This window comes from Rothia aeria (assembly GCF_016726365.1).
In the GTDB taxonomy this organism is placed as follows: Bacteria; Actinomycetota; Actinomycetes; order Actinomycetales; family Micrococcaceae; genus Rothia; species Rothia aeria.
Genome location: NZ_CP068102.1, coordinates 119,031 through 144,122, shown reverse-complemented (window position 1 = coordinate 144,122; position 25,092 = coordinate 119,031). Strand labels below are relative to the sequence as shown.

The window sequence follows — 25,092 nt, the reverse complement described above, 5'->3', positions numbered from 1 at the left end:
TTCCAAAGATTAAAACCCTGGTACGGATAGAACCAATCAAGAAGCTTCAAGTTAACCGCGCGGATAGCGCGAGTATAAATAAAAACATACTGTGGAATCGAAGCTGCCGAAGGCCGCTTCACGATAGCTTAAAGACTATAAAAGTGGCGGTTTCCACTATCTCTATGCCGGAAGGCTTCATCGATTGAAACTATAGAGAATGTATTACTTTTGTTGAATATGCCAAAGGTTCTTATTGTACGGGTGAATAAACAGAGTGAAATATTGAATATTTATGAGGTTTTGAGCTGAGGATTAAGATTGTTTACCCATATCAGAGTGTTATAGTTTCTTGAACACTATGTGAATAATTTTTCAAAATAAAAGCGCCCCGATACAGTTGGTGCCCGGTGTTCTAAAACCACCGGGCACCAACTGTATATGAGGGCAGCTGTCTATCCGCGCGCTGCCACAAGATCCGCACGAGCCATTTGCGCTGCCTGTGCCAGATCGGCAACCTGTGGGCCTGCTGAGAGCACCCCACGGCTGGAATTCACCAATACCTGGGATTCAACACCCGCAAACACCCGGTACAGGTCTTTAGCATTCGCGCCCTGGGCACCGTACCCCGGCGAAAGAATAGGGCCGTTAAAGGCGCTCAAATCTATCGCCAAATCGTGGAGGGCCTCCCCCACGGTAGCGCCCACCACCAGGCCGCACGAGCCCATACGCTCCCATGTCTGCGCGGTATTTTCAGCTGTGGCTGCGGCAATAATCTGCTTCGCTACAGCACCGGTATCTTCCGTCTTACCCACATGCTGCACGCTCTTACCCTCAGGGTTCGAGGTCAGCGCCAGCACAAAAGTTCCGCGCTGGTTCGCGGCTGCTGCATCCAGTGCGGGGCGAAGCGACTCAAACCCCAAATAAGGGCTTAAAGTGACCGAATCCGTACCCAACGGTGAGCAGGTGCTAAGCCAGGCATCCGCGTAGGCTTTCATGGTCGAGCCAATATCGCCGCGTTTTGCATCCGCCACGATCAGAACCCGGTCTTCGGCGGCGCGAGCAAAAAGCTCTTCCAACACAGCCAAGCCCGCAGAGCCGTGACGCTCAAACAAGGCAACCTGGGGTTTAAGCGCTGCGGCGTAGGGGGCGCATCCCTCATAGACAGCCGTGGTGAAGGTACGCAGAGACTCTGCAGAATCTTCCAAACCCCACGCCTGCAGCAGCTTCGGGTGCGGGTCAATGCCCACACACAGCGGGCCGCGCTCATCCATCGCAGCGGCAAGACGATCGCCGAATGGGATCATGAGAGCTCCCCCTCACGCACCTGGTTGTTGTCTTCTTGCTCGCCAGAGCTAGCGGTGTGCAGGTACTCGTTATGTTCCTGCAAGCTAATAATTCCCCAACTGTGCTCACGCAGCGCGGTAATGGCCTGAACAGCAGCCGCAAACTCCGAAATCGTGGTCATCATGGGGCATCCTACACTGACCGCTGCGGCACGGATCTCGTAGCCGTCGCTGCGAGCCGCACCACCGGCGGGCGTATTCAAAATCAGATCGATTTCACCATTGCGCACCATATCAACAATTGAATGCTGACCGTTTGCCTCCGCAAATTTGGAAGCAACCGTAGAGTTCACGCCATTGCGGCGAAGCACATCTGCGGTGCCACCGGTCGAGACAATCTCAAAGCCCAGCTGTTCCAGCATCTTGGCGTAAATAATCACATTGCGCTTATCGTGGTTAGCCACCGACACGAAAACTTTACCCTCGGTCGGCAGCGGCGAACCCGCACCCGCCTGGGCCTTCGCAAAGGCGGTATCGTAATGGGTATCAAGACCCATAACCTCGCCGGTCGAGCGCATTTCTGGGCTGAGCAGAGAATCAACCACCACACCCTCAGGGGTGCGGAAGCGGCTAAACGGCAGAACCGCAGCCTTAACCGCGATCGCGGTGTTCTGCGGCAAAGACGCGCCATCCATGCTATTCGGCAGATGTCCCTCCGCTTTCAGCTCGGCAATGCTCTTCCCCAAACCGATCATCACGGCCGCCTTCGCCAGCTGCACGCCGGTTGCCTTCGAAACAAACGGAACGGTGCGGGAAGCACGCGGGTTCGCCTCAATCACGAACAGATTCTCAGAGACGTAAGCAAACTGAATATTAATCAGGCCCCGCACACCGGTGCCGCGCGCAATAGCCTCAGTTGCTTCCTTAACCTTGGCGATCACATCGGGACCCAAGGTAATTGGCGGCAAGGTACAGGAGGAATCGCCGGAGTGAATGCCGGCCTCCTCAATATGCTCCATCACACCGCCCAGGTAGAGCTCGGTGCCGTCGAAGAGCGCATCCACATCAATCTCGATAGCGTCTTCCAGGAACTTATCAATGAGCGCGGGCTGAGAAGGCGAAACCTCGGTCGCGTTTTCAAGGTAGCGTGCAAGGTTCGCTTCATCATAGACGATCTCCATGCCGCGCCCGCCCAGCACATAGGAGGGACGAACCAGCACCGGGTAGCCAATCTCGTCGGCAACACGTTTGGCGCCCTCGAAGGTGTATGCGGTACCGTTCTTTGGCGAAATCAGGCCGCCTTCCTCCAGCACGCGCGCGAACTCACCGCGGTCCTCAGCCAGGTCAATAGCCTCGGGAGTAGTACCCAAAATCGGGACCCCGGCATCTTTGAGGGCCTTCGCAAGCTTCAGCGGGGTCTGGCCACCCAGCTGCACAAAAACACCCAACAAACCGCCCGTGCGGCGCTCTGATTCAACAATTTCGAGCACATCCTCCAACGTCAGCGGCTCAAAATACAGGCGAGTCGAAACATCGTAGTCAGTCGAAACGGTCTCCGGGTTACAGTTCACCATCACCGTCTCGTACCCCAGCGAACGCAGCACCAGTGAAGCGTGCACGCAGGAATAATCGAACTCAATACCCTGGCCGATACGGTTCGGCCCCGACCCCAGAATCATAATAGAGGGGGTCTCGTGGTCTGCGACCTCATCCTCAGCATCATAGCTGGAATAATGGTACGGGGTAAATGCCTCAAACTCGGCGGCACAAGTATCAACGGTTTTGAACACAGGACGAATACCCAAAGCGTGGCGCACACCGCGCACAACATCCTCAGAAGAACCAATGATCTCCGCAATCTGAGCATCAGAGAAGCCGTGGCGCTTTGCCAACTGCAAGATTTCAGGGTCAAGGTGGTCACGATGCTCGCGCACCAACTGAGCCACCTCATTCAGCAGAACCAGCTGATCCAAGAACCACGGGTCAATCTTCGTTGCCTCAAACAGCTGCTCAACCGTGGCACCGGCCAAAAGCGCCTGCTGCACCTGGTAGATGCGCTCGGTGGTGGGTACCTTAGTCTTCTCGATCAGCTCGGCAAGCTCCTCTTCGGTCCTCTCCACCGCAGTGAACGAGAAAGAAGACCCCTTCTGCTCCAGCGAGCGCATGGCCTTCTGAAGTGCTTCGGTGAAGTTACGGCCCAGCGCCATTGCCTCACCCACAGATTTCATGGTGGTGGTGAGGGTTGGATCAGCGGCGGGGAACTTCTCGAACGCGAAACGCGGCACCTTAACGACCACATAGTCGAGGGTCGGCTCGAAAGATGCAGGCGTCTTCTGGGTAATGTCGTTCGGAATCTCATCCAGGGTGTAGCCCAGCGAGAGTTTAGTTGCGATCTTAGCGATCGGGAACCCGGTTGCTTTGGAAGCAAGCGCTGAGGAGCGTGAAACACGTGGGTTCATTTCGATCACGATAATGCGCCCGGTCTTGGGGTCTACGGCGAACTGGATATTGCAGCCGCCGGTATCAACCCCGACTTCGCGGATCACGTTAATGGCGATGTCACGCAGTTTCTGGTATTCGCGGTCGGTGAGGGTGAGGGCGGGTGCTACGGTGATGGAGTCGCCGGTGTGCACGCCGACCGGGTCGAAGTTTTCGATGGAACACACGACCACGACGTTGTCATTCTTGTCGCGCATCATTTCGAGTTCGTATTCTTTCCACCCGAGAATGGATTCTTCGAGCAGCACCTCGGAGGTGGGTGAATACTGGATGCCCGCGCCAGCGATGCGGTGCAGGTCTTCTTCGTTGTAGGCCATGCCGGAGCCGAGCCCGCCCATGGTGAAGGAGGGGCGCACAACCATGGGGTAGCCCAGCTCTTGAGCTGCTTCTAGCGCTTCTTCCATGGAGTGCACAATAATGGAGCGGGCCGATTCGCCGCCTGCGCGTTCAACGACGCCTTTGAACGCTTCGCGGTCTTCGCCAAGGTTAATGGCGGCAATATTAGCGCCAATAAGTTCTACCCCGTATTTTTTGAGGATGCCCCGCTCATCCAGGGAGATGGCCGCGTTGAGTGCGGTCTGTCCGCCCAGGGTGGGCAGGATCGCGTCGGGGCGTTCTTTATCGATAATTTTTTCGATGACCTCGGGGGTGATCGGCTCGATGTAGGTGGCGTCGGCGAACTCGGGGTCGGTCATGATGGTGGCGGGGTTGGAGTTCACGAGGATGACGCGCACCCCTTCTTCCTGGAGCACCCGCAGAGCTTGGGTGCCGGAGTAGTCGAACTCTGCCGCCTGGCCGATGACGATCGGGCCGGAGCCGATGACGAGAACGCTGTTAAGGTCGGTACGACGTGGCATTTAGGCTTCCTTTGCGGTCTGGTGTTCGGTGGCGGTCATGAGCTCAATGAAGCGGTCAAAAAGGTAGGCGGCATCGTGCGGGCCTGCCGCCGCTTCCGGGTGGTATTGGACGGAGAACGCGGGGATGTCGAGGCAGCGGATGCCTTCTACTACGTTGTCGTTGAGGCCAACATGGGATACTTCTACGCGCCCAAATTCTTCAACGGGGGCTTGGACTGGCCCGTCAAGGGGCGCATCGACGGCGAACCCGTGGTTTTGGGCGGTGATTTCAACTTTCCCGGTGGTTTTGTCCATGACGGGCTGGTTAATGCCGCGGTGCCCGAAGGGCAGCTTGTAGGTGCCGAACCCGAGGGCGCGTCCCAGAAGCTGGTTGCCGAAGCAGATGCCAAAGAACGGGGTGCCTTTACGCAGAACCTCCCTGAGCAGTTCTACTTGTTCGTCGGCGGTTGCGGGGTCGCCGGGGCCGTTGGAGAAAAACACACCTTGGGGGTTGTGGGCGTAAATGTCGTTCAGGGTGGCGTTGGCAGGCAGCACGTGCACACGCACACCGCGTTCTGCGAAACGCTGGGGTGTCATGGCTTTAATGCCTAAGTCGAGGGCGACAATTGAGGCGATGGGCGGTGCGAACCATCCGTGCTCGTGCGGTTCGATTGTGTAGGCTTTGTCGATGGTGACCGAATCGGCTAGTTTACGGCCAGCCATGGGTTCGGATGCGCGTACTTCGCTGAGGAGTTCTTCGTCGGGTCGGTTGGCTTGGCGTCCTGAGAAGACTCCGGCGCGCATTGACCCGTGTGAGCGGAGGCGGCGGGTGAGGGCGCGGGTGTCGATCCCCTGAATGCCAACGATACCCTGTTCGATGAGTTCTTCTTCGAGGGTGCGTTCGGAGCGCCAGTTGGAGGCGACACGTGCGGCGTCGCGCACCACGTACCCGGCGACCCAGATTTTGCGGGATTCGGCGTCGGTGGTGTTCACTCCGGTGTTGCCGATGTGCGGGGCGGTTTGTGCCACGATTTGGCCTGCGTAGGAGGGGTCGGTGAGGGTTTCTTGGTAGCCGGTCATGCCGGTGGAGAATACTGCCTCGCCGAGAGATGCGCCGGTTGCCCCGTACCCGTACCCTCGGTAGATGGTGCCGTCTTCCAGGACGAGCAGGGCGCGGTCTGTGCGTAACGCGCCGGAGCGTGTCGATACTGTCATGCTCTTCTTCCTCTTATTCTCGTGGACTCCCCCGCTGGTTCTGCACTGGCGCCACAGGGGAATATTTATTCTTTTGATTGTATATGCGTGTGGTGGGTGAACGCGGGCCCTTACGAAACACTATCCTTAGCGGCTGACCAGCCCGCCAACGTATCAACGGCTTCCGGGGCGATCCCACGCAGCCGTGCAAGCGCCTCTGCCTTCTGGCTGGCGTAGCGGGTGCGGAACCCGGTTTGCACGCGGTGCCCATCAAGCGTCCACCCAATCAGCAGCAGCCCGTCACGCTCAACCACTTTGCCCGCAATACCCTGGCCTGTAGTAATCACCGCAAGTTTCTTCGCGGGAATCCACAGGTCTTTAGCACCATTGCGGGTGAAAATAATGCCGTCCGAGTAGATCAGGAGCGTGGATTTTGTTTTGAACCCCAGCTGGTCGAACCCCACACGGTTCAGTGCGTCACCGAACATCGTAGTGCTCACATACTCCCCCTCGAACGCCGCATCGGCTTCAAGCCCGTCGTAGCGTTCGGGGACGTCTTTGAGCGAACCGAACATTGTGGACTGCCGCTTGAGCCGGGATTTCCAGCCGCGCCAAATACCGAAGAAGCACAGCGCCACCACGGCAACGCAGATGAGGGTGGGAATGAGTTTTTCCACGGTTCTTCTTTCTTCTCGGTGTACTGTGGTGGTTTTGCCCCGAATATAGTGCGAACGTTCAAACCTACCGGCGCGGGCTTGCAAGCTCGCCGTTCAAAACGGTCGGATGCCCCGCATAGAAGGTTGCGCGCACGGCACCGGGAACCTCCATCCCGCGATACGGGTTGTTCTTGCCCTTCGTAGCCTGCTCCTCAGGCTTAATCACACGGGTAGCCTTCGGATCAACCAACACGATATTTGCTGGTTCACCTTCGGCAAGCGGACGGCCCTGCTCAGCATCCAGGCTGCCAATTTTCGCCGGAGTTTCGCTCATAATCCGTGCCACATCGGCCCAGGTAATATGCCCCGGCTCCACAAGGGTCATCTGAATAATCGAGAGAGCCTGCTCAAGACCGGTCATACCATTTGCAGCACACGCCCACTCGCATTCTTTGCTTTCTGCCGGATGCGGTGCGTGGTCGGTACCAATAACATCAATAATGCCGTCGGCAACAGCCTGACGCAGCGCAAGCACATCCTCTTCGGTGCGTAACGGCGGGTTCACCTTAAAAATCGGATCGTAGGTGCGCGCCTTTTCATCGGTCAGAATCAGGTGGTGCGGGGTAACCTCGGCGGTCACCTGCACGCCGCGAGACTTAGCCCAGCGCACAACCTCGACCGAGCCTTTAGTCGAGAGGTGGCAAATATGCAGACGCGAGTTCAAATGCTCAGCCAGCAGAACATCGCGGGCGATAATAGCTTCTTCCGCCACAGCGGGCCAGCCGGTAAGCCCCAGATCGGCGGAAACCTTGCCCTCGTTCATCTGAGCGCCCTCAGTGAGGCGGGGCTCCTGCGCGTGCTGGGCGATCACACCGTCAAAAGTCTTTACATATTCAAGGGCGCGGCGCATAATCGCCGGATCGTAAACGCACATGCCGTCATCCGAGAACACACGAACCTTCGCCTCAGAGGTCGCCATAGAACCAATGTCTGAGAGGAATTCACCTTTCAGCCCAACGGTCACCGAGCCGATAGGCTGCACACGGCACCAACCGGACTCTTTACCCAGCCGGTCAACCTGCTCAACTACGGCTGCGGTATCTGCAACGGGAAGCGAGTTCGCCATCGCAAAAACAGCCGTGTAGCCGCCTAAAGCCGCCGCGCGAGTACCGGTCTCAACGGTTTCAGAAGCCTCATATCCGGGCTGGCGCAGGTGAGTATGAATATCGACCAGACCCGGAAGTGCAATCTGACCGGAGGCATCAACGACCTGGGCGTCTGCGGTCTCTAAATCCTGGCCGATACGTGCAATTTTGCCGTCCTCAATCAGGATATCGGCAACGCGCTCACCCAGTAGGGAGGCGCCTTTAATAAGGTACGTGCTCATGTATATTCCTTCTTTCGGATAGCGTTAGGATTCGTCGCCGGAGTATAATTTCTCGCTTGACCCGTCGGTCAAGAGCAGGTACAGCACCGCCATGCGAACCGCCACGCCGTTACTGACCTGGCGCAGCACCCAAGCGTTCTGAGAATCAGCGGCTTCGGCACACAGCTCCAGCCCGCGGTTCATGGGGCCGGGATGCAGAATTGCGACTTCCTGAGGCTGCGCCAGCAGATTCTCGAAACGTTCTTTGGTGAGTCCCCACAGGGCGGTATATTCCTCTGCTGAGGGAAAATAGGCGGCGTTCATACGCTCTTTTTGAATGCGCAGCATCATCACCGCGTCAGGTTTTGTGGCGATTGCGTCATCGAAATCGTGGAAAACCTCAAGTCCCCAATCCTGCTTCCACCGCTCGGTATGCACCGGCAGCAGCGTGGGTGGAGCCACAAAAGCGACATCGGCCCCCAGGTTTTTCAGCAGCCACAGATTCGACCGCGCCACCCGAGAGTGCAGAATATCCCCCACAATCAGCACGCGCATACCGCTTAAATCGGTTCCTCGCGGCGAGTCCAGACCATCACGCTGGGCCTTGAACTGGCGCAGCGAAACCGCATCCAAAAGAGCCTGCGTTGGATGCGCATGCGTACCGTCCCCCGCGTTCAGCACGGGAATATCGGTCCACCCGGCCTCGGCAAGACGCTGCGGAGCACCCGAGGCTGAATGACGAATCACGAAGGCATCCGCACTAATCGCTTTGAGAGTCTGAGCAGTGTCTTTGAGAGATTCTCCTTTAGAAACCGATGAACCACGCGCCGCAAAATTGGTAATATCGGCGCCCAGACGTTTCTCGGCGGATTCAAAGGACAGCCTGGTACGTGTTGAATCTTCAAAGAAAAGATTGACTACAGTCTTACCGGCGAGCACATTGAGCTTCCGGTTTTCTGCCTTAACCTGTGCCATATAGTCAGCAACATCGAGAATTTCGATGGCCTGAGTTCGTGTGAGATCGCGGGTGTCAAGCAGATGTTTCATGAAAGCTGTCCTTCCAGCTGAATAATATCAACGCGGTCTGTGGCGTGATCCGTTTCTTCAAGCACCACGCGAACCTTCTCAGCGGCACTGGTTGGAAGGTTCTTCCCCACGTGGTCGGCGCGAATTGGGAGTTGCCGGTGCCCGCGATCCACCAACACGGCAAGACGCACCAGGGCCGGACGCCCGTATTCGTTAAGAGCATCCAAAGCGGCTCGGACGGTGCGACCAGAGTACAGAACATCATCAACAAGAACCACATGTTTGCCGTCGAGACCACCCGCCGGGATCAGGGACTCCCCCGCGCTGCGGTTTTCGTATTCCTCATCGGTGAGGTCATCACGGTACGGGGTAATATCAAGGGCGCCCAAGCCATCTTCGAGATCAAAATTTGAGTCATTGGCCTGGATGCGCTGCGCCAGGCGCCGTGCCAAGGGGTAGCCGCGAGAGCGAATACCTATAAGCACCAGGTGATCGGTGCCTTTATTGGACTCAAGAATTTCAAAAGCAATACGTGTCAGAGCGCGACGGATCTCATCGTCGTTAAGGATAGTACGCCCAACATTGGACGTATTATGCGCGCTACTGCCAGCGGGTACACCTGTCCCGTTCATAGCCGACTCCTTCCCCGCCTCACGGGACGGATTTAAAGGTTTCTTGCCTCAGTACAGCCTACCACACTCCCACCGCCCGATTAGGTTCTTCTGCCGGGCGCACCGCAGCTAACCAATACCGGCTCTGCATAGACAACCTCAGGGTATTTAGTAAGCTGTAAATGCATTCCTTGACGAAAGGCGCCCCGTGGATAGTCTCCTAGAACCGCTGTTTGCTGCCATCTTTAAAGCTCTCGCGGTGGTGGCACGCATGATTATCAGCGTGATCCTTGAAGTATTCGTCGAATTCCTTCTAGAGCTTCTTATTAAGGCACCCATTAGATGGGTAGCCAGCCGCTTCCACAAACGACGTAACCGGCGCAGAACCCGCGCTCTCACCGCACTGTACACCCCCTCCGCGACGGAAAGCATTCAACAAACAATTACCAAAGTGCAGCGTGACTCATACCTCTCGGTACTAGCGGCAATCCTGCTGGGCGTCCTCACCATCCTGTGCATCCTACTGTGGATCGCATCAGATTACACGATTTTCCTCATGGTTTTCTGGGGCGTCCTGGTGCTGCTAACGGCGTGGGCCATCTGGTACTACCGCCGGTCCTACGTGAGCTTTGAGCTGTATGAATTTACCTATTCCGAGCTTGGTGACGGCATAAAAACCACCCTCTACGCAGCAATAGACTCATACGTTTTCACCTACGACGGTTTTGCGAGCACCCTAAAAATTACCACCATTAATGATGAAACATTCTGCCTCAATCCCGCGGTACAAGACTGCCGGTATCTGTGCTCCATGCTGGCGGTGCGCGTCCAGACCGGTCGCTGGGTGAACCCCACCGCAGAACGTGACGCAGCAACGGTGCTGCACATGATGCGGTCCAATGACTGGCTAGAATTCATGCTCCGGGTGGAACAGGCGAAAAACCTGGCACGCACCAACCTGGAGGTCATGCACCGCACCCAGAACATGAGCCGTGAAGAAGCAGCTGCCGAAGCTGAAACAGCAAAGGCGACCCTTGGGTTCACGGGTAAATAAATGAGGTTCTGATGGCTGAAAACTTAGAGTTTTCAGCCATCAGAACCTCAGCGAGTCAAGAGTTACGCCAGTAAGGTTGGTTTGACCCTGCGCAGCTTATCAAGCAGGCCGTTCACAAACTTCGGCGAATCATTTGTTGAGAGCACACGCGCCAAACCGGTTGCCTCAGAAATAGCCACCGCATCGGGAATATCATCATTAAACAGCAGCTCCCAGGCGCCAATCAGAAGCACCACCCGGTCAGTTGCGGGCATACGCTCCAGCGACCAGTCCCGAGCATACGTGTTCAGATACTCGTTCAGCTCTTCACGCCTATCACGCACCCCTCGCACAATCTGCTCAGAGTACGACGAAATCTGCGCTGCGGTGTGCAGGCGGCGGCGTTGCAGAACCTCCACCGGGTCCTCCCCACGCTGATCCGCCTCAAACAGAGATTCGACGGCGCGCAGCCGGGCTTTCGTACGGGAATTCATTAGTCGTTCACGCGGCCAAGATAGTCGCCGGTGCGTGTATCAACCTTGATCTTGGTGCCGGTCTCAAGGAACAGAGGAACCTGGATTTCGTAGCCGGTTTCAACCGTGGCAGGCTTCGTGCCACCGGTGGAACGGTCACCCTGCAAACCCGGCTCCGTGTAGGTAATCTCAAGCACCACCGAAGCGGGAAGCTCAATGTACAGCGGGTTTCCCTCGTTCATGGCGATAGTAGCGGTCTGGGACTCCAACATGTAGTTCGCGGCATCCCCCACCACTGTGGCGGGCACATTAATCTGGTCGTACGTCTTCATGTCCATGAACACATAGTCCTCACCATCCTGGTACAGGTACTGGTAGTCGGAACGGTCCACGGTAGCGGTCTCAATCTTAGCGCCAGCGTTAAAGGTGCGGTCAACGACCTTGCCGGAGGTAATATTACGGAGCTTAGTGCGAACGAACGCACCGCCCTTACCGGGCTTCACATGCTGGAACTCAACAACGGACCACAGGTTACCGTCGATCTTTAGGACTGCGCCGTTCTTAATGTCAGTGGTAGTAGCCAAAAGGGGCTCTCCTTCATGTCGTCGACACCCACACGGGAGTTCCCGCCCGGGCGCTAAATTATCAATGAGCAAAATATACCGCCATCCAGTCTACACCAGATATGCCCACTGCGGCGTTATTCGGCGATCTCCTGGTACGTCATGTACAGAATCGACTCGTCAGGAACCTCATACACTCGCGGCCTTGCCAGTCCCTCCAACACAATAAACCGCAGGATCGCCCCACGCGACTTCTTATCACGCCGCATCGTATCCAACAGATCCTTCCACCGGTCCCCACGGTACGAAACCGGCAAATCCAGTGACGTGAGAATACTGCGGGTACGGTCCACGAGGGCCTCATCCGCGTACCCGGCCGCAAGCGACAGCTCCGCCGCGAATACCATACCCACCGCAACCGCTGCGCCGTGACGCCACTGGTACCGTTCTGCATGCTCAACCGCGTGTCCCAGCGTATGCCCATAGTTGAGTATTTCTCGCCGACCAGATTCACGTAGATCCTCAGAAACAACCTCGGCTTTCACCCGGATTGCGCGCTCTATCAGTTCCCGCACTACCGCAGACTGTGAATCACGGATCTTCTCAGGGTTACCCTCAATAATGTCGAGAATCTGCGGGTCAGCGATAAAACCGCATTTCACCACCTCAGCCATGCCTGTGAGCAGCTCATGCTCAGGTAGGGTCCGTAACGTCCCAATCTCACACAGCACAGCGGCCGGCGGCCAAAAAGCGCCCACCAGGTTCTTACCTTCGGCAGTATTAATGCCTGTTTTCCCGCCCACGGCCGCATCCACCATACCCAGCAGCGTGGTCGGAATATGAATCACCCGCACACCCCGCAGCCAGGTTGCCGCCACGAACCCGGCAACATCGGTAATAGCCCCGCCGCCCACCGAAATAATCGCATCGGTACGCGTAAAATCGTTCTGCCCTAAAACTTGCCAGCAGAATGCCGCCACCTGGTGGTGTTTTGCCTCCTCCGCATCCGGAATTTCGGCGCTAAACGACTGGTACCCGACCTTCCGCAGATCCTCCATCACAAGCTCCCCGGTGGAACGCAGCGCCCGGGGATGAATCACCAGGATTTTCTTCGCCTGATTTCCCAGAATCTCCGGGATTTTGCTCAGCAGATTGTGCCCCACCAGCACGTCATAGTTCTCGCGGGGTGCGTTGCCGGTCACCGAAATGTAGGTGATATCTTGCCCACCTGAAGCTCCGAAAGCAGCAGTGTTAGCCTCGGTCATGTTTAAGGTTTTCCTTTCGAGATGCAAGAACAAAACTCTGGATTTCTGCCGCCATCACCCCAATAGGCCGAGCGCCGCGCGCATCAAGCGTGTACGTCGCCAACGACTCATAGCGTTCCCGGCGGTGCTCAAAAATCTCACTCCACCGCTGCACGGGGTTAGGCTGCAGCAGCGGGCGGGTTTTTGAACCGGTAATGCGCGGCTCAACGGTTGGGGCGTCCACCAGAATATATACCACGTTTTGCCCGCGCAGCAGCTGCGCCACGGCGTCGGTCATGGGTGCCCCGCCGCCTAAAGAAAATACGGTATTACGGTATGCCGGGGAGGTGAGAACCTCCTCAATAACCTTCACCTCTAGCTCCCGAAAATGTGCCTCACCGAAAATCTCGAAAATCTCGGAGACCTCCCCGTAACGCTCCACAATCAGCTGGTCGGCATCTAAAAATTCGTATCCGTAAAACCGCGCCAGGTGCGTGCCAATATAGGTTTTCCCGGCAGCCATAGGTCCAATAAGCACAATTGGCCTGGTCATTTCAGCGAAACTTTCCTGCATTTCGCGCACCTGCTGAGGGTGGATCATCCCGTCAGCATCTTTGTGCTCCACACCGGGGGTTTTGTGCGCTTGTTCCTCGGAAAGAGCCGGTTGTGCGCTGTTCACGGCTGGTTCCGGTTTCTGCCGAGAAGCCGCAGCGACACGCGCCGCAATAGCCGCGAACGAAGGAGCGGTCTTGGGTGTCTGCGCAACAGTGGGGGGTGTCTTAGCGGATGCCGCCCCAGTTTCCTGGGCGGGAGCGTTCTCAGCTGAGGTTTTTTCCTCACCGCCAGCGGGTGAAGAGTCTGCCGGGTTCTCTGCGGCCTGAGAGAAGCCACGGTTTAGCCAGGAACCCGGCCGGGGCACTGCGGATGGGGCTTCTTCCTGCACCTGCTGAACCTGGTGGTGCGGCTCAGGAGGCTGCGGCTGCTTCTGTGTTGCCGCTGCAATACGCGCTAACGGGCTGGAAGGAATAACCCGCGCCGTGGCAGAAGATGCGGCAGAGCCCCCCGCGAAGCCACTCTTCGCGGGGGTGTTCTGCTCGCGCTCAGACACGGCTATGCGTCCCATCCGGCCACATTAGACTCCCACGCCAATGACTCGGGAATGGCAGCCAAATAAGCGTCCATATTGCGGCGGGTTTCGCCCATGGAATCGCCGCCGAACTTCTCAAGTGCCGCCTGCGCCAGCACAAGCGCAACCATTGCCTCAGCAACCACCCCCGCAGCGGGCACGGCACATACATCTGAACGCTGATGGTGCGCTGTCGCAGGCTCGCCTGTGGAGGTGTCGATGGTCTTGAGGGCCTTCGGTACGGTTGCGATCGGTTTCATGGCCGCACGAACCCGCAGCAGATCGCCAATGCTCATACCGCCCTCAATGCCGCCTGCCCGGTTCGTATCCCGCTTCACCCCGTGCTCCCCCACCGAGATCTCATCGTGGGCAGCAGTACCGGGGCGGTCGGCGGTTGCAAAACCATCGCCCACCTCAACACCTTTAATCGCCTGAATACCCATGAGGGCAGCAGCAAGACGCGCATCCAAACGACGATCCCAGTGCACATACGACCCTAACCCGGGAGGCATACCGTACGCGAGTACCTCAACCACACCGCCGAGAGTCTCACCATCCTTATGCGCCTCATCAACACGCGCCACCATGGCCTGCGATGTTGCGGCGTCAAAACAACGAAGCGGGTCAGCATCAAGGCTCTGCACATTGTTTGGGGTGGGAACAGGCGCCCCGTCGGGGGCGTGCACGCCGCCAACAGCGACAGTATGCGAGACCAGCTCAACCCCCAACGCTTTAAGCACCTGCGCCGCAACAACCCCCAACGCCACGCGGGCTGCGGTCTCCCGTGCTGAGGCGCGCTCAAGCACCGGGCGGGCCTCAGCAAAGTTGTATTTCTGCATGCCCGTAAAATCTGCGTGCCCAGGGCGGGGGCGGGTGAGCGCTGCGTTACGTGCCCGCCCCTCGATGAGGGCCGGATCCACCGGGTCTGAGCTCATCACATCAACCCACTTAGGCCACTCGGTGTTGGCGATTTCGAGGGCGATCGGGCCGCCCTGCGTCACCCCGTGGCGCACCCCACCGAGGATACGCACCTTATCTTCCTCAAATTTCATGCGGGCACCACGCCCGTAACCAAGGCGACGGCGAGCTAACGCGTCACGCACCATCTCGCTCGTCAGTTCAACACCGGCAGGAACGCCCTCAATAATGCCGACGAGCGCCTCACCATGAGATTCTCCGGCGGTGAGCCAGCGCAGAGCCATAAGGTTTACCTCTTTTCAATCACCCGCACCGGTGTGTTGAGGTGCGCGGCATAACTATTAGTGCTTTAAGTGTATAAAGTCGAACGGGTATTAGACGAATGTCTGCGGCAGATGTTCACGCGGGGCAAGCCCCACGGCGGCGCACATGGCGTTCAGCATCCCAAGTTTCTCCGTATCGTTTGGGGTGCGCCGCGTGAAAATAAGAACCTGCTCCACAGCCTGGTAGAGAAGCATCTCCAAACCGGAAACCACCGTACCACCGCGTTTTTCCCACTCGCTGGCAAGCAGTGAAGGCCACGGGTCGTAGGCAACATCAAGCAGGAGGGAACCCGCAGTAAGCTCTCCCATATCCTGCGCCCACGCATCTGCCGCGTGTGCGGGTAAAGTCGAGATGACGGGGTTATAAGCCGATGCTGCAGCCGGGAACTGCGCCAAAGGCTGAGGGGCCACCTGAACCCCCAAGCGGTCGGCCACCGTGTGCACATCGGCGAGTTTATGCAAAGAACGCGCATACAGATCCACACCACCGTACCCCAGCCGGTGCAGGGCTGTCAGCGCCGAAATGGCCGTCGCTCCCCCACCCACAACCGCGGGCCGCTCACGTTGTGGAGCGGGGTCAAGCCCAGCCTGAAGCAGAGCGTTCACAATACCAGCCACGTCAGTGTTATGCCCAATAACTTTCAACCCGTTGACGTACACCGTATTCACCGCCCCGGTGATACGCGCCAACTCCGTCAGCTCGTCACAGTACTCAATCACGGCAGTTTTGAGCGGCATTGTCACCGACAACCCAGCAATGTAAGGAGCCTCGGGCGTGCCAGCGGGGTGATTGACCTCAGTAAAAATCCCGGGAAGATCCTCACGGACGGTGTCCCGGCGCTGATATTCAAGGTCATCATCGCCCACATAGCGGTAAGCCGCACGGTGCAGGGCGGGTGAGAGAGAATGCCCAATAGGGTGCCCCAACACGTAGGCTCGACGCGCGTAAGGGGCTTCCCGGTACGGTTCTTGTTTCACGTAAACTGCGCCTCTCCACGTTCTCCCGCCTGAACACCCCTGATCTGCGCGGGGTGCACCTCCATTTTAGTGGAAGATAAGCCCGTTTCTATAGCTGGGACACAACAACCACAGGGCAGCAAAAAGCGGGTGCCGCCTCCACCACAGTGGAAACAGCACCCGCCGCAGGCCCAAACGCGAGGCCTTCAGAACCTAGCTACAGCGGCCCTTATGGTTCGAGCACCACTGGTTGTACTCTTCAACGTACCGCTGGTGTTCCTCATAGGTCTTCGAGTACTTCGTCTCACCCGAGTCAAGGTCCACCGTCACCCAGTAGTAGTACGGGTTCTTCTCGGGGCTTGCGGTTGCCCGAATAGACGCCAAAGTCGGCGAATCAATCGGGCCGGCAGGAAGACCCTGATGCGCGTACGTGTTGTACTTATTGCCCTTATCGGCCTTCTGCTCCTCCGTCAGGTGGTATGAGCGGATACCCAGCCCGTAGGTGACCGTCGCATCCGACTGGATCAGCCCGCTCGTCTCCCCATCCGTGTGGCTCAGACGGTTCTCGATAATACCAGCAACCGCGTTGTAGTCCTTCGGCTGAGCCTCCAGCTCCACAATGGAAGCCTTCGTCAGAACCTCAAAGGCACGCTTATCGGTGGTGACACCCACAGACTTCAAGTCTTCCTTAGTCTTATCGACCATGGCCTGAATCATCTTCTTAGTGTCCGTTCCCTTCGGGAAACGGTACTCACCCGGGTGCAGCCAGCCTTCAATCGAGGGGAAATTACTGGGCACGCCGTACTGCTCGTAGTTCTTAACAGCTTCTTCAAGCTCACTACGATTCAGCTCACCCTGCTTAGCAATAATGTCCAGGGTCTCCCCCACACGCTTACCCTGCGGCACAGCAAAGTAGATAACATTGCTGGTGGCGCCAATCAGCGTGGACACAACAGCCGAACTGCTCATCTCTTTCTGCAGGTCGTACCGGCCCGGCACCAGGAACTTACCCTTGCTTTCAGACTGGTACACTTCCACAAACTTATCAGCGTCAGCAATAATGCCCTGCTGCTGAAGAGACTCGGCAATCTGCTGCGGGGTTTCGCCCTGTTCAATAACGAACGTGACAGCGGTGCCGTTTCCGTCACCGGCGAAGTCACGTTTTTTAAACGGATCCAAACGGGCGATAAGCAGCGACGACAGAACAATTACCGTCACCAAGAAAATGATCGTTGCGACCCCCATGATGGCGGTGCGGCGGCGCTTACGAGCCTTCAGCTCCTCAACGCTCACCACTTCCTGCTCCAAGGTGATGCCCCGAATACCGGCGCGTGCCTCCTCGTAGCTTGGGGACAGCAGATCTCTTAAGCCCGTTTTGCGGGGCTGTTTATTCTTAGGTGTGCGGTTTACCCGCTTTTTCGAATCTTCGGTCACTGAAGGGTCTCCGTTTCGTTGACGGGCTTGCCGTCTAAGGGGCATTCCTCAGAGTGGGCTTCTTCGTAGGCTGGACTGCTCAGTTTATACCCGGCTATAGCATACCCTGACTTCAGAGTGTCTAAGCAATACTGCAAAATGTTAACCGCAGCAGCCTGATCCACTATAGCCTTGAAATCACGGGACGAAACGCCTGCCTCATGCAACGAGCGCTGCGCGCTCACCGTGGTTAGCCTCTCATCAACCAGCCATATATGTATATGCTCCCTGCCCTCTGCATCAAGTTCAGACCGCAAATTTTCTGCATATTCTTTCGCCATAACAGTTGATGCGGACTCGCCACCGCGCATGGTTTTGGGCAGTCCAACAAAAATCTCAACTACATCATTAACCTCCGCGAGTTTACGCAATACGCGACGATCAGAATTCTTTTTATGATCTCGGCGGAGCGTCTTGAGCGGGGTGGCAAGAATACCATCCGGGTCGCTCAGGGCGGTGCCGACACGGGCATTGCCCACATCGACACCCATCCGCACTCCTGGCTGAAAACCGCTCATCTGAATCTATGCCTGCGCAATCGTGGTGCGGATCGTGTCCAACGCCTCGTTTACCTTCGTAGCATCCTGACCACCGCCCTGGGCAATATCGTCTTTACCGCCGCCGCCGCCGCCAAGAACACCGGCAGCAACACGCACCAGCGCACCAGCTTTCACCCCGGCCTCACGGGCACCCTCATTGGTGGCAACAATAACTACCGGGCGGTTATTCGCAACACCGGTCACCGCAACCACGGCGGGCTCAGAACCGAAGCGGGAACGCAGATCCAGCGCCAGTGAACGCACCCCGTTAGCATCCAGCTCCCCGGCGTGATGCGCAAGCACACGCACCTGACCGATAGTCTGAGCGGTCTCAATAAGCTTCGCAGCCTCAGCCTGAAGCTTTTCGCGCCGCAGCTTCTCAAGCTCCTTTTCGGCGGACTTCAGCTTGGTGAGGGTCTGATTAATTTTTTCGGGCAGCTCAGCGGAGGACTGCACCTTAAGCAGGCTGGTCAGCTGGTTCACGAGGGTGCGTTCAGCAGCCAAATGGTTAAAGGAGTCCAATCCGACAAGCGCCTCAACACGACGGTTCCCCGAACCGACGGACTGCTCGGTGAGCAGGGACAGCGAACCAACCTCTGCGGAAGAGCCCACATGGGTGCCGCCGCAGAGCTCGCGGGAGAACTCGCCGCCGATCTCGACCACACGCACAGTATCGCCGTATTTTTCGCCGAAGAGGCTCATCGCCCCCATAGCCTTGGCCTCAGCCAGAGGCATTTCACGGGTGATCACCTCAAAGTTATCGCGGATCGCACGGTTCGATACTTCCTCAACCTCACGCTTGGCGGATTCGCTCAGCCCCTCACCCCAGGCGAAGTCAAAACGCAGGTAGCCTTCCTTATTGAACGACCCACGCTGGGTGGCTTCTTTACCCAGCACCTGGTGCAGTGCGGCGTGAATAATGTGGGTACCGGAGTGTGCTTTCTCGCCGTCCTTACGGCGCTGCACATCCACCTGAGCCACCACCGGGACACCGGGGTGGGCCTCACCCTCACGAATTACCGCCCGGTGCACGCTCAGACCCTTCACCGGCTGCTGCACGTCCTGAACATCAATGACGAAACCGTCACCGGTAATGGTGCCGGTGTCGGCAGCCTGCCCGCCGGCTTCAGCATAGAACGGGGTCTCGTCAAGAACAACCTCAACTTTATCCCCGGCCTTGGCTACGGGCACGGAAACGCCGTCCACCAGGATTGCGCGCAGCTGCGTCTCGGTGCGCAGCTCAGTGTAACCAGTGAAGATGGAGCCGCGCTCATCCAGCAGCCTGCGCAGTTCAGACAGGTCAGCGAATGCGCCTTTCTTGGCCTTAGCGTCGGCCTGGGCGCGCTCCCGCTGCTGGGTCATGAGCTCACGGAACGCCTTCTCGTCCACCTTCACCCCGGCCTCAGCAGCCATTTCAAGGGTGAGGTCGATGGGGAAGCCGTAGGTGTCGTGGAGCGTGAACGCCTCAGCCCCGGAGACGGAGTTAGAGCCGTTCTTCTTGGCGCTGGCCACTGCTTCTTCCAGCCGCTCAGTCCCTGTTTCGATGGTGTGCAGGAACGCTTTCTCTTCGGCGTAGGCAATGCGTGAAATACGCTCAAAATCGTCTGCGACGTACGGGAATGCACCGGCCATTGCATCGCGGGAGGCAGGGAACAGAACCGGCAGGCACGGTTCAGATACACCCAGTAGGCGCATCGCACGGATTGCACGGCGCATGAGCCGACGCAGAATATAGCCGCGTCCTTCGTTTGAAGGGGTCACCCCGTCAGCGATGAGCATGAGTGAAGAGCGGATATGGTCAGCGACCACACGCATCCGCACATCGTCAACATACCCTTCATCCTGGGGGGATTCAGACCCATGATATTTTTTACCGGATAGTTTCGATGCCGCATCAAGTACCGGGCGTACCTGGTCGGTCTCATAGAAGTTCTCGACCCCCTGCAGCAGCATCGCAAGACGCTCAACGCCCAGGCCGGTATCAATATTTTTCTGAGGGAGTTCACCCAGGATCTCGAAGTCGTCCTTGCCGGTGCCTTCGCCACGCTGGTACTGCATGAACACCAGGTTCCAGATCTCAATGTAGCGGTCGTCGTCAACAGCCGGGCCGCCTTCCTTACCGTAGGCCGGGCCGCGGTCATAGAAAATCTCGGAGTCCGGACCCGCTGGCCCGGGCTGGCCGGTTGACCAGTAGTTCTCTTTCATCCCCATGCGTTGGATACGCTCTTCGGGGAAGCCAACGATCTTGGTCCACACGTCAAACGCCTGATCGTCGCCTTCGTAAATGGTCACCCACAGCCGCTCAGGGTCTAGGCCGTAGCCGCCTTCGTCCTGGCTGGTGGTGAGTAGTTCATAGGCGAACGGTATTGCCTGCTCTTTGAAGTAGTCGCCGAATGAGAAGTTTCCGGCCATCTGGAAGAATGTGCCGTGTCGGGCGGTTTTGCCTACCTCATCAATATCAAGGGTTCGGATGCACTTCTGGACGCTGGTTGCGCGGCTAAACGGCGGTGTTTCACGTCCCAAAAAATACGGGATAAACGGAACCATGCCCGCAATTGTGAACATAGCGCCGGGTTCATTTGAGATAAGCGATGTTGAGGGGACCACGGTGTGCCCGCGTTTAGCAAAAAAATCAACCCAGCGCTTTGAAATTTCCTGTGAGAGCATTTTTTCCTCTGAAGTGAATACGTGTGTTTAGTAGGTCTTGTATACAATAAATCTTTGGTTAGCGCGTTAACTACATCATACGACATGAAATAGTATTACGCTTTTAGTTGAAGAAATCTTCACCAAGTTCCCGGTCACGGCGCAGGCGAGCTTGACGCGCTTCCTCAAGGTGGGCTATTTCGCTTTCAACCTCAATGAGCTCACGCTCGGCAACGGCTCGACGCAGCTCGGACGCCTCATTCGGGCTCATATCCCGGTCCCACAGATCGAGAGAGCCGGGGCGTGCGTCCTGTTTTTGCCGCTCAACTTTGGCGTGCAGTTCGGCTTCTTTCTCCTGCATGCCTTGGCGTACCCGTGCGGCGAACTCAACCGCCCGCAGGGCGTAAGGCTGCAGCGGCTTACCCAGGGATGAATCAAAAAACTTTCCCATCTGAGACTCCGGGTTTAACTCCAGCGCACCGGACTGGTATTTAATGAGGGAGGCGCTGGACGGGTTTGCTTTGACGTAGGCGGCACGCCTGGAGGCGAGGTAGCCGACAGCTGCGCCGGCACCTAGAAGTAGAGCTGAGCGTAAAATACCCACTAGTTTTCACCACCCTGTTGAGGTTTCTCGGGGCCGGGGGTTTTCGGGTTCTGGGCGTTGGTTGAGCCGCCGCGGAATGCTTGACGCACACCGTACGAGAACGAGGCAACTTTAATGAGCGGCTGACCCACAGTTGAGGTCACCAGAGAAGACAGCGCCGAAACGTTCGCTGAAGCGTCTGAAACGTTTGAGGTGATGTCGTCCATCTTTTCCAGCTGCTCGTTGGTGCTTACCACCGTTTTGGTGACTTCTTCAATGAGCGGATTGGTGCTCTGGTTGAGGGAGCGGATGGTAACAATGAGCTCATCGAAAACCTTGGTGAGACGAAGAATTGGTACGGCTAACAGGGCCACCAGGATTGCGAAAACCCCTGCGGCGATGAGACCCGCGATGTCTCCACCGGTCATAGATACCTCGTTTCTTCTTGGTTGGGTGCTCCCTTAGCGGTCAAGGCGGCCGCAGGTGCGCGGTAAAGGAACCGAACGTGCGGCCACTTCCCTATTCTAAATGAAATTAGGCGCCTCGTCCGCCTGCGCCCTGTGCACATGTAGATTTTTCGGGCTGCCCAAGGCGGCCTTAACGCGCTCTATCTGGATCGATACCTATAAGTCGCGCCCTAAAATTTATTGCCCGGTTCGCTTAAAACGGGACGACCCGCCCGTGGTATAAACCACGGCGCGGGCCGACTCTCGAAAAATATCGAGATTATGCCAGGCGTGAGTAGTACTCAACGACCAGCTGCTCGTCGCAGACCACGGGAATCTCCTCGCGCTTGGGGGCGCGTTCAAGCTTCGCGTGCAGCTTCTCAATTTCGACGTTCAAGTATGCCGGAACCTCGGGCAGAACAGCCTGGTTCTCGCCCGCAGCAGCCACCTGGAAGGGGGTGGTCTTCTCGGACTTCGGGTGAACGTGGATCAGCTGGCCGGGCTTAACGCGGAACGACGGGCGGTCCACGCGAACACCATCAACCATAATGTGGCGGTGTACAACCATCTGGCGAGCCTGCGCAATGGTGCGAGCAAAGCCCGAACGCAGAACCAGGGCATCAAGACGGGTTTCGAGGTGCTCAACCAGGTTCTTACCGGTCTGACCCTCAACACGCTTTGCCTCAAGGTATGCGCGGCGCATCTGTGCCTCGCGGATGTTGTACTGAGCGCGCAGACGCTGCTTTTCCTTCAGCTGGGTTGCGTAGTTGGAGTCAGCCTTCTTGCGGGCGCGGCCGTGCTGACCGGGGCCGTAAGGACGGCGCTCAAGGTACTTTTCTGCCTTCGGGGTCAGTGCGATGCCCAAAGCACGGGACTGACGCACGGTACGGCGGGTGCGGTTGTGTTTAGCCACAATCTACCTTTCATAGTGCGGGGCGCAACTGTTTTACGAGCTGGCCCCTTTGATCGTTTGGTTCTGGCCTCCTCGGTTTACCCGCACCAGGTGGTGGGGCGGAGAGCTCGGGGCAGAGTACCCCGGTGCTACATTTCTGGCGCACGCCTGCACCTGATATAGCTGCAGGTGGATGCGGTCACAGAAATTGCCAGACCCATCAAGTGTACCGGTATTACCATGTTTAATCTAGCGTGCGGTTCCGGCTCAACAGCAAAAGCTACACCGTAAATGTGTACCTGTTTAATGCGGCGGCCGTACCTGGGCTCGGGTGAAGAAGTTCAGCTGTTACCTCTTCTGGGGTTAGCGAGGCAGAACCATCATCCTGACCAGTATCGAACACGAATAGTGCTATTTCTTCTAAGGGAACGCTGAACATCTCTATAACGGTCGGCAAGCTGCGGAAAACCCCAACCATATTATCTGTCACATCCACATGGAGTATCTTGTGGGCGAGTAGCTCCTGATCGACCATCTCACCCCAGACAGTCCACCCGTCGGGGGCCGTGGGGTGAAGTAACGAGTACGGGGTAAAAACATGAGTGTGCGGGCCAAAAACCACCTTTAATGTGGATACCTGACCGGTGGCCGTATACCTTAGAGGGCTGCTAGTAATATGCCACCCCACATATTCCTGGTGCAGAAGATCCACGGTCGCCTCATATGTTCCGTCGCTTACCGTTATGAGAAGTCCAGCTGCCGGGTGTATCTCTGGTTCGCCCCTAAAGTAGAGTGCTGGCCGGTGGGCCAGACAGTAGGCTCTCCGCCCAGCATAAGTATTTTGATATTCATCCCATATGCTGGCCCCATTAGAGTCGTTAATGAGCTCGTAGGCGGTAACAGGGGGTAGCGGCAGCGACAGTTTCATGCATTTATTATAGGCGTATCTTATGCGCCTGCACCGTTTGCCCGGTCAAGGATTTCACGGATACGTTCACGCCGTTCAGTCAGAGTTCGCTCAAACCCGTGCGGTGTGGGCTCATAGTAGACCTTGCCCCGCAAAGTATCCGGCATATACTGCTGAGCCGCCACATGCCCCGGCTCATCGTGCGCATAAATATATCCGTCACCGTGTCCCAAGTCGGCTGCGGCCGCATAGTGGGCGTCCCTCAGATGAACCGGAACCTGCCCCGAAAGCCCGGCGCGCACATCCGCTATTGCCTTATTAATAGCCACATATGCCGCATTCGATTTGGGCGCTAAAGCACAGTAGATCACCGCCTGCGACAGAATAATGCGCGCCTCTGGCATACCAACCAGCGCCACCGACTGGGCAGCGGCGGTCGCCACTTGAAGCGCCTGCGGATCGGCAAGACCAATATCTTCACTCGCCGCAATCATAATGCGCCGCGCCACAAAGCGCGGGTCTTCGCCGCCTTCGAGCATGCGCGCCAGGTAGTGGACGGCGGCATCAGCATCGGAACCGCGTATAGATTTAATGAAGGCGCTAATCACGTCGTAGTGCTGATCGCCGTCTTTATCGTAGCGAACGGCAGCACGATCAACGGCTTCCTGGGCATGTGCCAGAGTGATGCGTACAGGCTTGCTGGGGGTGGTCTCTCCCCCAGGATCTGTGTTCTCGTCCGGGGATTCGGCCTGCTCATTCTCGCTGAAGGCTATGGCGGCTGCGGCCTCTAAAGATGTTAGCGAGCGGCGCGCATCGCCACCGGATACTGCGGCAAGGTGGGCACGGGCATCTTCATCAATTACTGCGGCACCGTTGAACCCGCGGGGGTCTTCGAGCGCTCGGTTAATTAAAGACTCAATGTCGGCTGGCTCCAAAGAATGCACTCGAAGCAAAAGCGAACGTGACAGAAGAGGCGAAATCACGCTGAACGAGGGGTTTTCCGTCGTCGCCGCCACAAGAATAACCCAGCGGTTTTCAACCCCAGGCAGCAGCGCATCTTGCTGGGCCTTCGTAAACCGGTGGATCTCGTCAAGGAAAAGCACTGTTGTGGTGCCGTACATGTCACGGTCTAAAAGGGCTTGGTCCATAACAGCGCGAACGTCTTTAACTCCGGCGGTAATAGCGGAAAGTTCGACGAATTTACGCCCCGGTGCGCGTGCGATGACATGCGCCAGTGTGGTTTTTCCGGTGCCGGGAGGGCCGTACAGAATAACGGATGCGGGCCCGGCTGGCCCGGCATGATCTGCTCCGGCGAGTACCCGCAGAGGCGACCCAGGGTTCAGCAGATGCGCCTGCCCGAGCACCTCATCCACGTTCTGCGGACGCATCCGCACCGCCAGTGGGGCACTAGAGCGCGCGCTGGCGGGGGTGGGTGCTATAAACTTGACGCGGTCCTCGTCATCGGGAAGGCCAAGGTCAAAAAGCGAATCTGCCATGCTTCAACTCTACCGGTTAT

Annotated in this window: 22 protein-coding genes; 1 reads left to right on the top strand and 21 read right to left on the bottom strand. The window is 57.4% G+C overall.

Annotation, left to right across the window (positions count from 1 at the left end; all coding sequences use genetic code 11):
• Positions 1–434: 434 nt before the first annotated feature.
• The 7 genes from pyrF to pyrR form a co-directional block, all read right to left on the bottom strand.
• Complete coding sequence (gene pyrF, locus I6I94_RS00610; protein ID WP_128087803.1) at positions 435–1,286, bottom strand: orotidine-5'-phosphate decarboxylase; 852 nt, start codon at positions 1,284–1,286, stop codon at positions 435–437.
• Complete coding sequence (carB, locus tag I6I94_RS00605) at positions 1,283–4,621, bottom strand: carbamoyl-phosphate synthase large subunit (protein ID WP_128087804.1); 3,339 nt, start codon at positions 4,619–4,621, stop codon at positions 1,283–1,285. Before carB ends, pyrF begins: the two co-directional genes overlap by 4 nt.
• Positions 4,622–5,815, bottom strand: coding sequence for a glutamine-hydrolyzing carbamoyl-phosphate synthase small subunit (gene carA / locus I6I94_RS00600; RefSeq protein WP_126853601.1), 1,194 nt, complete (start codon positions 5,813–5,815; stop codon positions 4,622–4,624). It abuts the gene before it with no gap.
• Between the two features lie 110 nt (positions 5,816–5,925).
• Positions 5,926–6,471 carry a PH-like domain-containing protein gene (locus tag I6I94_RS00595; RefSeq protein WP_128087805.1) on the bottom strand — a complete coding sequence of 182 codons (546 nt, stop codon included), beginning with the start codon at positions 6,469–6,471 and terminating at the stop codon, positions 5,926–5,928.
• 64 nt (positions 6,472–6,535) lie between these two features.
• Entirely contained in the window at positions 6,536–7,837 is a 1,302-nt protein-coding gene (locus I6I94_RS00590; protein WP_128087806.1) for a dihydroorotase, read from the bottom strand.
• Between the two features lie 24 nt (positions 7,838–7,861).
• On the bottom strand, positions 7,862–8,863 hold the full coding sequence (locus I6I94_RS00585) for an aspartate carbamoyltransferase catalytic subunit (protein ID WP_037234497.1): 1,002 nt from the start codon (positions 8,861–8,863) through the stop codon (positions 7,862–7,864).
• Positions 8,860–9,474, bottom strand: coding sequence for a bifunctional pyr operon transcriptional regulator/uracil phosphoribosyltransferase PyrR (gene pyrR / locus I6I94_RS00580; RefSeq protein ID WP_128087807.1), 615 nt, complete (start codon positions 9,472–9,474; stop codon positions 8,860–8,862). Before pyrR ends, I6I94_RS00585 begins: the two co-directional genes overlap by 4 nt.
• 187 nt (positions 9,475–9,661) lie before the next feature.
• Between pyrR and I6I94_RS00575 the strand changes: the two genes are divergently transcribed.
• Positions 9,662–10,507: a hypothetical protein gene (locus tag I6I94_RS00575; RefSeq protein WP_128087808.1), complete on the top strand. Its 846-nt coding sequence runs from the start codon at positions 9,662–9,664 to the stop codon at positions 10,505–10,507.
• Positions 10,508–10,569: 62 nt separating this feature from the next.
• Here I6I94_RS00575 and nusB read toward each other — a convergent pair whose 3' ends face one another.
• From nusB to I6I94_RS00505, 14 genes are all read right to left on the bottom strand, one after another.
• Positions 10,570–10,980 carry a transcription antitermination factor NusB gene (nusB, locus tag I6I94_RS00570; protein ID WP_006887232.1) on the bottom strand — a complete coding sequence of 137 codons (411 nt, stop codon included), beginning with the start codon at positions 10,978–10,980 and terminating at the stop codon, positions 10,570–10,572.
• On the bottom strand, positions 10,980–11,543 hold the full coding sequence (efp, locus tag I6I94_RS00565) for an elongation factor P (RefSeq protein ID WP_006887304.1): 564 nt from the start codon (positions 11,541–11,543) through the stop codon (positions 10,980–10,982). The genes nusB and efp overlap by 1 nt, the downstream gene beginning before the upstream one ends.
• 116 nt (positions 11,544–11,659) lie before the next feature.
• Positions 11,660–12,787, bottom strand: a complete 1,128-nt coding sequence (gene aroB, locus I6I94_RS00560) for a 3-dehydroquinate synthase (RefSeq protein ID WP_128087809.1) — start codon at positions 12,785–12,787, stop codon at positions 11,660–11,662.
• A complete protein-coding gene (locus I6I94_RS00555) occupies positions 12,774–13,889 on the bottom strand; it encodes a shikimate kinase (RefSeq protein ID WP_236588884.1) in 1,116 nt (371 codons plus the stop codon). The genes aroB and I6I94_RS00555 overlap by 14 nt, the downstream gene beginning before the upstream one ends.
• Positions 13,877–15,094 (bottom strand): chorismate synthase, encoded by a 1,218-nt coding sequence (aroC, locus tag I6I94_RS00550; RefSeq protein WP_037233519.1) that lies wholly within the window; start codon positions 15,092–15,094, stop codon positions 13,877–13,879. Before aroC ends, I6I94_RS00555 begins: the two co-directional genes overlap by 13 nt.
• Before the next feature lie 90 nt (positions 15,095–15,184).
• Positions 15,185–16,111, bottom strand: coding sequence for a shikimate dehydrogenase family protein (locus tag I6I94_RS00545; protein ID WP_094757831.1), 927 nt, complete (start codon positions 16,109–16,111; stop codon positions 15,185–15,187).
• Positions 16,112–16,303: 192 nt separating this feature from the next.
• Positions 16,304–17,524, bottom strand: coding sequence for an endolytic transglycosylase MltG (mltG, locus tag I6I94_RS00540; RefSeq protein ID WP_023133020.1), 1,221 nt, complete (start codon positions 17,522–17,524; stop codon positions 16,304–16,306).
• Positions 17,521–18,081 carry a Holliday junction resolvase RuvX gene (gene ruvX / locus I6I94_RS00535; RefSeq protein ID WP_128087810.1) on the bottom strand — a complete coding sequence of 187 codons (561 nt, stop codon included), beginning with the start codon at positions 18,079–18,081 and terminating at the stop codon, positions 17,521–17,523. Before ruvX ends, mltG begins: the two co-directional genes overlap by 4 nt.
• 6 nt (positions 18,082–18,087) lie before the next feature.
• Complete coding sequence (alaS, locus tag I6I94_RS00530; RefSeq protein ID WP_128087811.1) at positions 18,088–20,769, bottom strand: alanine--tRNA ligase; 2,682 nt, start codon at positions 20,767–20,769, stop codon at positions 18,088–18,090.
• Between the two features lie 103 nt (positions 20,770–20,872).
• On the bottom strand, positions 20,873–21,352 hold the full coding sequence (locus tag I6I94_RS00525; RefSeq protein ID WP_006887176.1) for a hypothetical protein: 480 nt from the start codon (positions 21,350–21,352) through the stop codon (positions 20,873–20,875).
• Positions 21,352–21,759 carry a DUF948 domain-containing protein gene (locus I6I94_RS00520; protein WP_006887336.1) on the bottom strand — a complete coding sequence of 136 codons (408 nt, stop codon included), beginning with the start codon at positions 21,757–21,759 and terminating at the stop codon, positions 21,352–21,354. The genes I6I94_RS00525 and I6I94_RS00520 overlap by 1 nt, the downstream gene beginning before the upstream one ends.
• Before the next feature lie 298 nt (positions 21,760–22,057).
• On the bottom strand, positions 22,058–22,690 hold the full coding sequence (gene rpsD, locus I6I94_RS00515; protein ID WP_037233535.1) for a 30S ribosomal protein S4: 633 nt from the start codon (positions 22,688–22,690) through the stop codon (positions 22,058–22,060).
• Positions 22,691–22,949: 259 nt separating this feature from the next.
• Entirely contained in the window at positions 22,950–23,597 is a 648-nt protein-coding gene (locus I6I94_RS00510; protein ID WP_201620748.1) for a hypothetical protein, read from the bottom strand.
• A gap of 20 nt (positions 23,598–23,617) precedes the next feature.
• Positions 23,618–25,072, bottom strand: a complete 1,455-nt coding sequence (locus I6I94_RS00505; protein ID WP_128087813.1) for a replication-associated recombination protein A — start codon at positions 25,070–25,072, stop codon at positions 23,618–23,620.
• Positions 25,073–25,092 lie beyond the last annotated feature (20 nt).